A 10,894-nucleotide genomic window follows, 5' to 3' on the forward strand; every position below is an offset into this window, starting at 1 on the left:
AAAGTCGCAGAGCTTACCAAGTTCATCGAGGACAAAGAGCAGAAATGCTCGGATATTCACGATTTTATAGAGCTAGTCAAGAAGATAAAGCACATCGACGAGCTGACACCAAAGAACCTGCGTGAAATGATCGAACGGATAATAGTCCATGAACCCGATAAATCCAGCGGTCACAGACAGCAGGAGATCGAGATCATTTTCAGGTTCAATGTTGTTAAATCAAGGATAGTCCTTGACGGCAGAGATTTCGACAGGCGTAAAAAAGCCGCATAAAGCGGTATTAGTGCTTTATCGCTAGTGAACATTTGGTCAAGCTTTTCGCGAAAAGCTTGCGGATGAGCACACAGTCAGAAAAGCTGTCTGTTAAGGGCAGAGCCCTTCGGTCAAGGTGCAAAGGCGAAGTGGCAACAAAGTAATAAATAGCAAAGCAAACTTCCGAACAATATGGCGCGGCAATACCAAATTATACGAGCGTATACGACCGTATGCGCTCGTATAATTTTGTACGTGAATTATTTATTCCCCGCGTTCATAATCAAACAGCAACAGCGTTTCCGATGACTCGACCCGTCAGAGGCGACAAATGTCCACGCTATTTCTCCGTCCGTAAAATATTGCCGCGCCCGCTGTCAAACAGCGAAGCGTCTTTGACAGCTCGACCCGAGGAACGAGGGGCGGCAACCAGCAAACTTCTAACCAAAGCAAATATCCGACTATCACAACAAAACCGGATTCACAATAGCAGACAAATCTTCATTATGATTATACATCTTATTGATGAAATGTTTATCTGATAATATAACTATATGAAACTATCACATTACATTAAACCCACGTGACCAAAACTTCTGACCTCATATTTCAGGGCGTTAACTATTAAGAAACAAATGTTCCACGTTCGACATTTGAGATTTATCGCCAACTTTGTGAATTGTTATTATATTCAATTAATTTTTACTCAAAATGCTAAAATTATTTAAATTGTTAATCGATTACATAAATTGACAAAATACAAATTTCGCTGTATAATACAAAAAAAGAGGAATTAATGACAATTTTTTATTGTTATTTTTTATTTAATGGAGGGTATATGACATGAAAAACTATCTGAAAAAAGCAATCTCGGCTTTGGCAGTATGCGCAGTTGCATCTGCCTCGATGTCGGCAGTTATGCCTGTAAATGCTGCGGGTTCAAGTTCTGCTGCCGATACTTTCCCATTCGTAATCGAAGGCGAAGACATGGAGGGTGCTTCACTGTGGACACAGAACTACGGTCCTTCACCCAAAAACAGTTCGGGCAAGGGATTTTTCTACCTGACTAACAGTGGTGCTTCATTCACCGTTAATGTTCCCGAGGACGGTATGTACACAATCACAGCAAGAACTGCCCAGACACTGGATAAAAACGGCAGAATGGAATCCGTTAAGGTAAACGGTGTTAAGCGTATGATGAATATGCCTTATTCCGAGGAATGGACTGATTTCAATTTCGGCAGTTTCCGCCTGAACAAGGGTGAGAATACCATCGAGTTCATCAATGAATACGGCTATATGGCTATCGACAAGGTGACTGTAAGTGTTACTCCCAAGCACGATTATTCGGTGGCTACCGATGAACTTAGTGACAAGAATGCTACACCCGAGGCTAAGTCGCTGATGAAGTACCTCAAGAGCGTTTACGGCAGCCATATTATCGCGGGACAGCAGGAAATCTACGGCGGCGGTCACAGCAATAACTACGAGTGGGAGAATGAATATCTTGAAGACCTGACAGGCAAAGTTCCTGCTATCAGGGGCGTGGATTTCATGAACTACAACCCGCTGTACGGCTGGGACGACGGCACTACCGAGCGCTGCATCGAATGGGCTACCAAGAGAAACGGTATCATCACCGCTTCGTGGCACATAAATATCCCCAAGGATTTTGACAATTACGTTCTCGGTGAGCCTGTGGGCTGGCAGCAGTGCAGCTACAAGAACTATCAGAGCGGCGAGGGTTCCATGAGCTTTGATACAAGGAATGTTGTAGTTAAGGGCACTAAGGAGTATGAATACTTCCAGCTGGCTATGAAAGACCTTGCTGAGCAGCTGCTGAAGCTTCAGGACGCAGGCGTTCCCGTTATCTGGAGGCCTCTCCACGAAGCACAGGGCAATGAGGGCAATTACTCCGACGGAACAGCATGGTTCTGGTGGGGCGACAGAGGCGCAGAGACCTACAAGGAGATCTGGAAGCTTCTGTACAAAACTCTCACCGAGGAATACGGTCTGCACAACCTCATCTGGGAATTCAACAGCTATGACTACTCAAATTCCGCAACATGGTATCCCGGCGATGAGTATGTCGATATCGTAGCTTATGACAAGTACAACGTTCAGTACAACCGCGGTGACGGCAAAAACAGCGGACCCAATCTTCTGGCTATAGCCTCTAAATTCGATTCGCTGTATGCGCTGACAGGCGGCAAGAAGATGATCGCTATGGCTGAAAATGATACCATCCCCGCTGTTGATAACCTGATGGTCGAAGACGCAGGCTGGCTGTATTTCTGCCCTTGGTATGACGGCGGTGAGGACGGCGGTGTGCCTTTCCTCGGACCCGAATATCAGGACATGGACGAGCTGAAAAAGATCTACCAGAGCGACTACTGCATAACTCTCGACGAGCTTCCTGTTGATCTTTACACAAACGGCGGAAACAACGATCCTCAGAAAGATACTTATCCTAAAAACATCAAGGTAAATTACAGTACGAAGTATCATCAGGTACAGTTCATCTGGGATAAGGTACAGGGCGCTGATAAGTACGGTATCGCTGTTTATCTGGCAGGTAAATGGAGAGTCCAGACTTCAAACATCACTACTAACAGCTATGTAACTCCCAAGAACCTGACACCCGGCATGAGCTACAAGGTAGCTATCGCTGCCAGAGTCAACGGCAAGTGGGATACAGCTAATGCTATAAAGAACGCTGTAAGTGTTACTATCAAGTAATTGCAGATCCACAATAATATCAATTGCATAAAAATACGGGACGGCCGCTTGGGTCGTCCCGTATTTTAGGTTTAACAACTTTAATAAGAGGTACAGATATCTACTTACAGAAACCTTATGTCCGTCAGTGCCACCTGATCTCCGGTCAGCGCGGCATACACTTTTGCAGATTGATCGACCGTTGTGATGCACTCTATCTCAATGCCAAGGTTGTTCGTCCTGACAATGACACTGTTATTTCTGCGCTCAAAGTAAACTTCACATTCCATGCCTTTACGGTTGTTCTCTTTCCATACGTCCCAGCCGGGGAAACCCTCATTCTTTTTCACATAGAAGCTGTTCTGCCCAAGGCTGTTTATCTCCTCGTTTTCACCGTTCAGCTTTATCAGGGCGTATTCATGATAATTTGCGCCATTCACCAAGCCGTCATCTGAACAGAACAGAACGATATAAGGGCAGTGCCATATGAGATTAGCACCGGGCAAACTCATAGTATGGAAAGCCAGCTTGAATTTATGGTCTATCTCAATGCCCTCGGTGGATACCGACCTTGTTCGGTCTACCTGAATATTCTTCAAATCTGATTCGATATGATCGGTATAGTTTATGGTTTTGGCTATCCTTGGGATATCCCCCTCAGACACAGTAAAGCCTGTGGTCTCAACTTTTATATCTGTGATATCACAGTGCTCCCCTGTTATGCCTATGTACGCAGACCTTGAACCATCAGGCAGGGCGATTATCATCTCTTTAGTACACTGGGGACTGCCCATCACAAGGCGGATATGGTCTTCGTATTTCGCCGCCGAGACATTATACCTGTTTCCGGCTGCGTTTTCCTTTTTATCCATCTTTGTTACTTCGATCCTGCGTATGCCAGTGGAGATCATATATTCATTGAACCAGAATTCACCGTACTCAAAGTAGTGGTATTCCTTGATGGTCTTTTCGTTGCGGTGTACACGATCATCAAAGGAATCGAAAAGGATTATGGAAGGTGCGCTGAAAACATTGTCACCCTCTTTGTTTGGCACACAGTCAAAGCTGATTATCTTGGTATCGCTTTCAACTGATACACCAAGTGAGATGCTGTCACGGTACTCGCCGCAGGACAAGGAAGTTTCCATCACAGGTCGTCCTTCGCCGGAATCATTTTTAATGTTCTTATCTATTATTTTCACCATGATCTCAGCGAAGGTGGGATCAAATTGTTCTCCCGAACCTTTTACGAAAGCTTCGCGTGCAACAAAATCCGGACGTGCGCCACGGTACCTTTTCTTAGTGGTCATTGAAACATAAGCATCAGCCACTGCGACTATCCTTGCTATCTCGGGGATATCTGTGCCTTTCAGCCCATCGGGATAGCCTGTGCCGTTGTATCTTTCGTGACTGTAATGGGCGGCTATGCTTAGATACGGATACTCGGTTATACATGATAATATCTCTCTGCCAATGAGGGGCTTCTGCCTTAAAAGTTCCGTATCAGCAGTCTCGGGCGAGGTATTGTTGATCACACTATCGGGAACACCAATAAGACCAACATCATGAAGAAGTGCCGCATAATATGCCTTTTCACAACACTCTTCGCTTTTTCCGCTCATTTTGGCAATCATTCGGGCATATTCAGCCACACGCACAGAACTGCCTTTGAGGTAGTCATCCTTTTTCTCAACGGCAGAAACAAAAGCTGTGGCTGTCTGATCGAATATCTTTTGCATACGCTTCTGTTCGCTTTGCATATACTCTATCTCCAGCTCGTGCATACGCTCAACAGTGTCGTTGATATCGATATAAGTTGATATATAAAGGGATACGGACACTGCCACCATAGACATATTCACTATGGAGATGCCGTAGGTGAATATCTGCAGTATCCCGCAGATTATTGGCACGAAGAGATAAAGGGTCAGTGTGATGAACATCTGCTTGCTGAAAAGGTTTCTATACTGAATAATGACCGTATAGAGTATAACAGGAGTAACAACAGGAGTTATATAGGCAATAAGAAAGCCGCTGCCTCTGTGATAGAGGTTGCTTTCATCAAAATAGTAGTAGAGGTCCGTCATCGCCGATACAACCGCAAGCATCATACCAAGTATGGTTATACTCCCGACTATCTTCATTCGCTTCGGCAGTTCTTCAAGCTTAGCTTCTTCCATAAGTATACCACCCAGATATCTGTAAAATCCAAATACCTCCGCAGGTGTCAGGAAGAATACCACAAAATTGCTTATCCTGACCATATAGTACGCAGTCATAGTTTCATCGCCTGCGTATATGTACGCCAGCCTGTCGAACCACAGCAGGAACAGTGCTATGACCTCCATGAGGAGTATATCACGCTTGCGCCGCGGGGAAATTGACCTTGTAAGCAGCAGAAGAAGTATAAGTATCCCGCAGCATCCACAGAGAAAAAGCATTATATTCAATTGATGATCTCTAATAAGCGCCATCATATGCTACAACTCCTTCGGATAGTCATTTTTCGCTCAGTCTGCTGAGTTTATCTTTGTAGGCTCCGTACATTGTCAGAAAATCTTCGATATGAGTATCGACAAATTCCATGTCATGGCTTAGAGCTGCTCTTTCAATTTCATCTGCGAACCTAGAAAGCTCCAGCGCACCGATTATCCTGGCTGAACGGCTCATGGAATGTATCTTGAATTTGAGATGCATAAGATCATTGACCTCGTAAAGACTTCGTATAGTCTGTATATTTGAGCCAATAGTTGCCGAAAACATTCTGAGGGCTGATATGAAAGTCTGTACACCGCCACAATTCCTTATGCCGTCAGCTGCAGATATTCCATCGGTCTCATTAAGCCAGCCCAGATCCCATGGTATATCCTGCGTGTCGGCGTTATCAGGGAGATTGGGAGGATCCTGCCTTATCTTTGAAGGGATATGCTTCAGTATAGTCTTTTCCAGGGTCACTCCGTCAACCGGCTTGGGGAGATAGCCCGTAAAGCCAATGGAGGTATAATACATCTCGCTTGACGCCGAATTAGATGTCAGCAGATAGATCGGCAGGTCGGGGTCTGATCTGCGCATATTTTCTATTATCTCAGCGGCGTTTTCCGGTATGAGCATCTGATCTATAAACACCACACTGAAAAGTGTATCATTTATCCTGTCGATACAGTCCTCGATACTTGCAGCCGAAGATACGAAAACATCGGTGTCCTTCAGCAGACCCTTGATTATCTTCAGGCTCATAGGGTCGTTGTCAATGACCAGTATGTCAGCATCGGGAGCAATAAACTGCGGGATAAACGGACCTCTGCCTGAAATGCCACCGGAATCGGTGATATCTCCAACAGGAGTCTGGTCTGTCATTTTCTGTGGAATGGTGAGTATAAATTCTGCGCCCTTGCCATACTCGCTTTTGCAGACCAGGTCACCACGCATAAGTATGGCGAATTTTTTTGATATATCCAGTCCGAGACCTGTGACTGTCTTATCCATACTCTTGTTTTCGTCAAGGCTATCATACACAGCAAAGATCTTTTCAGCTTCTTGCGGCGTAAGACCCATTCCCGTATCCTTTACGGAGTACTGAACTTTACAATAATTGTTCTCTCTTTCAAGCATTGAAACGGAAAATACCACTCCGCCGACCGCGGTATACTTTACCGCATTAGTCAGAAGATTTGTAAGTATCTGAGTTATCTTGTCAGTATCTCCGTACATTCCGGAGGGAAGAAGCTCATCAATATCAGCTTTGAAAGTCAGTTCCTTTTCGGCACATCTTCCCTGCGCCCTGCTTATCAGCGTAGACAGCATATCCTTTGTGTCGTAGTCCTGCTCTTCAAGATGTGCCTTGCCCGATTCGATATCCGACATGGCAAGCAGGTCGTTTATGAGGGCTACAAGGGATTCGGAAGCATCTCTGATATCAAAACAGTAATTCATTATCGACATGAAGTACTGGGTAGGAACATTCTCAGCATTTTCTCTCATCGCCATCTCGTTCATACCTACTATGGTATTAACCGGGGTCAGCAGTTCGTGGGAAATATTTGAAAGAAACCTTGTCTTTGCGGCATTAGCTGCAATGACCTCTGTCTTTGCCTTTGCAAGTTCTTCGCTCTTTCTGCGCATAACAAAGACCATCATGTACAGCCATACCAGAAATCCGGCTGCGGAGGCAGAAACAAGGATAATTATCACTGTATGCATGATGAACCTCCCTTACCCTTGATCGTACTTTCTGAGTACCTTCTTGACTTCCTCAAGAGAATCCATAAACGCCTCAATACATCTGGGGTCGAACTGTGTGCCGTTTCCTTCTGCGATAATAGAAAGTGCCTTATCCAGCGGATACGCAGGCTTATAAACACGCGGAGAAGTCAGGGCATCGAAAACATCAGCCACTGCCATTATCCTTGCAGAAAGGGGTATAACCTCACCGTGAAGCCCCTCGGGATAGCCCTTGCCGTCCCAGCGCTCATGGTGGTATGCCGCCATATTACGAGCTTCCTTGAGGTAGCTGTCACCCTCGACGGTTTCTATGGCATGCTCCATTATCTTTTTTCCGGCGATGGTATGTGTCTTCATTATCTCGTATTCCTCGGGTGTCAGCTTTCCGGGCTTATTGAGTACACCGTCGGGGATATTTATCTTGCCCACATCATGAAGAGGTGCTGAGCGCACAACATCTGACATGAACTTCGGAGTTATCTTCTCGGCATAGTAGCCCTTTTCTTTCAGTCCCTCAACTATTATCCTTACATAAGCCGCAGTCTTCTGGATATGATCACCCGTATCTGAGTCGCGGTTTTCCACCATATCCGCCATGGTTATGATAAGACCGTCCTGCATCTTCAAGGTGGAATCCGAAAGCCTGCGTATGCTTCGCATCTGCTCGGACTGATTAAGGGTCATGGTACACAATGACTGATAAAGCTGTTCTATTTCGTCGCCTGTATGTATCTTTAATTTTCTGATCTTTCTGACATCGTTGTCGAGACTGTCCTGATCGTCCCCTGATCTGGATATCTTATCTATCTGCATGGTAATAGATCTCAGCGGAAAGATGATATGATAATCCGTCAGCCAGATGACAAATGCACATATGATTATCAGTATGCTGGTGAACACGCTTATCATTTCAGTGAGAAAGCTATGCTTATCTTTCATAAGCATCTTGACATCAACATCTGCAATGGCATAGCACTGGCATACGCCCGCAGAATCAAATACCGGTTCCGCAACTGTCAGCAGATGACCGTACTCGTCATCGGTAATGATCGGTTCCACAGGCTCACCTGCCAGAAGTTCGGACATATAGGGCCCAAAACCCGAATCGTATGGCAGAATAGTTCCGATCTCATCCGCCGGGGTATCATCTGTTTCAACATCGAAAACAACATGAAATCCATCAAGCTCCATTCGATAGACATACAGATATGTTATCTCAGGGGAACTGTAAAGGATATCTTCAAGAAGCTTATGAGTTCTGCGATAATCCTCTGAATCGCCATTACATGTAACGAATTCCTCGATCATATCGCCGTCAACCGCTTTAGATGCAAGCTTTGCAGTGCCCTGAGCGAGAGCAATATGCTGGTTTATCATGGATTTGTAGTACACCCTTACACTTATGTAGGTCCCTGCCGCAGCAACGGTCGAAAGGGCTATCATCAGAACGATCAACATTTTAATTCGCATTGAAACTGCGCGGTTCTCAGACTTATCCTTATTTATTACTTCCTCTCCCGTGGTGGGGGTCTGCTGCCAACCCGTAAACTTAAACTTACGGCTGAATTTTACAGGAATAATCCGATACAGCAGAAGTGCAATAATGACCGTGAGAGTCTTATCCAAAAAGTTCGTTGCGGTATTGGATATCATATATGAAACGAAAGGTTCGAAAAAGCCTGTTTTATTTATCTCACCCGAAAGGGATTCACTATCAAGGGCAAGGCCGTCCATATACCATGGTATAACAGCCCCCAGTATGCCTGAAATCAAGGTAAGCGAAATTGCAAGGGCTATAAGTCCGCTGGGCTTTTTAAGCTTATTGCGTTCTGAAAGATGAGATGCGGCAACAGCGATCAAAACATTTATAACACCGTAATACAGCGAAGACGGCTGAGAGAAGCTGATGATAAAATTTGTGGCAAATCCCACCAGTACACCCGGGAGTGTACCGCCGAGGACAGCAGCAAGCACAGTACCGATAGTATCAAGATACAGCGGCACAGGAAGTTCGAACCTTGAGATCATGTTATTGAACAGAAGATTTATAAATACGCAGGCTATACAAAGTATAAGCGGCGCCGGATTATGTTTATTGTTTTTTACAGGTGCGGTTTTCCGTTTTAACATTCAGTATGGCACCTCCATTACGAATGAACTTTTTTATAATGATAGTCTGTTGAACTATACTAATTAATTATAACACATTCATTCATACTTTGTCAAATAATATTTCATTTATTTAAATCATTTACGCAATTATATCGTCAAAATATTCAAAATCAATGCATATGTCCTGACTATCTGTGTTAAATTTTGCAACACCAAAAAGTAAATTCAATGCCCCGAAGCAATATAAAAAGCTTCGGGGCAGAATATCTATATGTGTATCTTTTATTCGATCTGAAATTTTATTTTTTCTGTGAGCCTTTCTTCTGGGCAGGTGCGAGAAGTTCCAGTTTGTCCGATGCGTAATAGGTGTAACCTTTTTCGGCGCAGTAATCATCGATCTTTTGGATAAGACCGCTGTCCGTGGTATATTCTAGCAGATAAACATCTTTGCCGTAGCCGCTGACAAGATCGACATATTCCTGAAAATATTCGGTTTCGTTTTTTTCGTTCGATGTGAAAGTCTCATCGTCCCAGTTTATCTTACTGAATATAGTTTCCTGATTTTCTGCGTCCATGATGCTGTCAAGCTCCGAATTACGCTTTGCATACTCGGTAACATAGGCATCTCCGCCGTTGATGATAACATAGGTATCCAGATTTTTGAAACCTTTCAGAATATTCGTCACGCCGTCGAAGATCTCATCGGTGGGATAGTGATAGTAGACATCAGTGTTATCAACAAACAAACCGTCAACACCCTTATTTATGATATTTACCGCAAGTTCATCCACCACAAAACTCTGCCATTCAGCCTTAGATACATCGACCCACTTTTCTTCTTCCCAGTTTTCGTAAACTTCCAGCGTTATACCTTCATAATCCTTATAATATGGACGGAAATCCTCTACCGAACCGAGATTGATGTAGCTGTACACTGTATGACCAGAATCTTTCAGCGCAGCTATCTCCTTTGCTGTGAAATACTGCGCATCAATAACGACTTTTTCGTATTCATCCATATACTTCAAGTCATCTGGTGAAGCCCCTAAAAACACGCCGTAGCGGTACTTTATGCCATCGCCGCTCCCGCAGGAAGAGATCATCGTTGCCACTGCGATACAGCATAAGACCGCCCAAAGAAAGCTTTTATAATGAAATTTGCTCAAAATCCTTTTTCCTTTCGTATTTCCTTGAAATGTTCAAATTCCTTTGTAAGGTCAGCAATGCAGGCTTCAAGTCCCTCAGCCGAATATTCCTCCGAAAATTGTGCCACCAGTTCCTCAGTGATATCAAAGCACTTTGTCCCGTACCACACATCGACTTTCAGCTCTTTCTTTTCGTCAGATTTTTTCGGTGTTATGCGGTAGTTGAAATTCGTATACAAACTGCCTGTCCAGATATTTCCTTCCTCAAAAAAATAAAAGGTCGGCAGGTCAAAATAACCGTGAAGCATTTATCTTCCTCCTAGTATGATCGTTTATCTCCATTAGATTATATCATATTCCCGGTTGAAAATCAACCCCGTGCCGTTTATGCAGACAATAATATAGACCGTTTATAGTGATACAAACGGAATGCATTGCTCTTCGTT

7 protein-coding genes are annotated in these 10,894 nt (G+C 44.2%); 2 read left to right on the forward strand and 5 right to left on the reverse strand.

The genetic code is table 11. The features are described 5' to 3' along the window. Both BMY75_RS12335 and BMY75_RS12340 read left to right on the forward strand, forming a co-directional pair. Nucleotides 1-273: DUF4368 domain-containing protein (locus tag BMY75_RS12335; RefSeq protein WP_139199816.1), on the forward strand; the 273-nt coding region annotated here is incomplete at its 5' end. An 822-nt stretch (nt 274-1,095) separates the two neighbouring features. Further along, nucleotides 1,096-2,991 (forward strand): glycosyl hydrolase, encoded by a 1,896-nt coding sequence (locus BMY75_RS12340; RefSeq protein ID WP_074834174.1) that lies wholly within the window; start codon nt 1,096-1,098, stop codon nt 2,989-2,991. Between the two features lie 104 nt (nt 2,992-3,095). On the opposite strand, the gene BMY75_RS12345 is transcribed toward BMY75_RS12340, so the two are convergent. From BMY75_RS12345 to BMY75_RS12365, 5 genes are all read right to left on the reverse strand, one after another. After that, on the reverse strand, nt 3,096-5,447 hold the full coding sequence (locus BMY75_RS12345; RefSeq protein ID WP_074834175.1) for an HD-GYP domain-containing protein: 2,352 nt from the start codon (nt 5,445-5,447) through the stop codon (nt 3,096-3,098). A gap of 22 nt (nt 5,448-5,469) precedes the next feature. Beyond that, nucleotides 5,470-7,170, reverse strand: a complete 1,701-nt coding sequence (locus BMY75_RS12350) for a sensor histidine kinase (protein WP_074834176.1) — start codon at nt 7,168-7,170, stop codon at nt 5,470-5,472. 12 nt (nt 7,171-7,182) lie between these two features. After that, complete coding sequence (locus BMY75_RS12355; RefSeq protein ID WP_207646275.1) at nt 7,183-9,219, reverse strand: HD-GYP domain-containing protein; 2,037 nt, start codon at nt 9,217-9,219, stop codon at nt 7,183-7,185. A gap of 383 nt (nt 9,220-9,602) precedes the next feature. Beyond that, the gene (locus tag BMY75_RS12360; protein WP_242940233.1) at nt 9,603-10,469 is read right to left on the reverse strand and encodes an endo alpha-1,4 polygalactosaminidase; all 867 of its coding nucleotides are present in this window, start codon (nt 10,467-10,469) and stop codon (nt 9,603-9,605) included. Further along, nucleotides 10,466-10,756 carry a hypothetical protein gene (locus tag BMY75_RS12365; RefSeq protein WP_074834178.1) on the reverse strand — a complete coding sequence of 97 codons (291 nt, stop codon included), beginning with the start codon at nt 10,754-10,756 and terminating at the stop codon, nt 10,466-10,468. The genes BMY75_RS12360 and BMY75_RS12365 overlap by 4 nt, the downstream gene beginning before the upstream one ends. Between the last annotated feature and the right edge of the window lie 138 nt (nt 10,757-10,894).

The sequence above is a fragment of the Hominimerdicola alba genome (genome assembly GCF_900109655.1).
Lineage (GTDB): Bacteria > Bacillota > Clostridia > Oscillospirales > Ruminococcaceae > Hominimerdicola > Hominimerdicola alba_B.

Bases quoted from the DNA above. Each gene is read 5' to 3' on its own strand.
- BMY75_RS12340 (WP_074834174.1), top strand. From the start codon at position 1,096: ATGAAAAACTATCTGAAAAAAGCAATCTCGGCTTTGGCAGTATGCGCA.
- BMY75_RS12345 (WP_074834175.1), bottom strand. From the start codon at position 5,447: ATGATGGCGCTTATTAGAGATCATCAATTGAATATAATGCTTTTTCTC.
- BMY75_RS12350 (WP_074834176.1), bottom strand. From the start codon at position 7,170: ATGCATACAGTGATAATTATCCTTGTTTCTGCCTCCGCAGCCGGATTT.
- BMY75_RS12355 (WP_207646275.1), bottom strand. From the start codon at position 9,219: ATGATCTCAAGGTTCGAACTTCCTGTGCCGCTGTATCTTGATACTATC.
- BMY75_RS12365 (WP_074834178.1), bottom strand. From the start codon at position 10,756: ATGCTTCACGGTTATTTTGACCTGCCGACCTTTTATTTTTTTGAGGAA.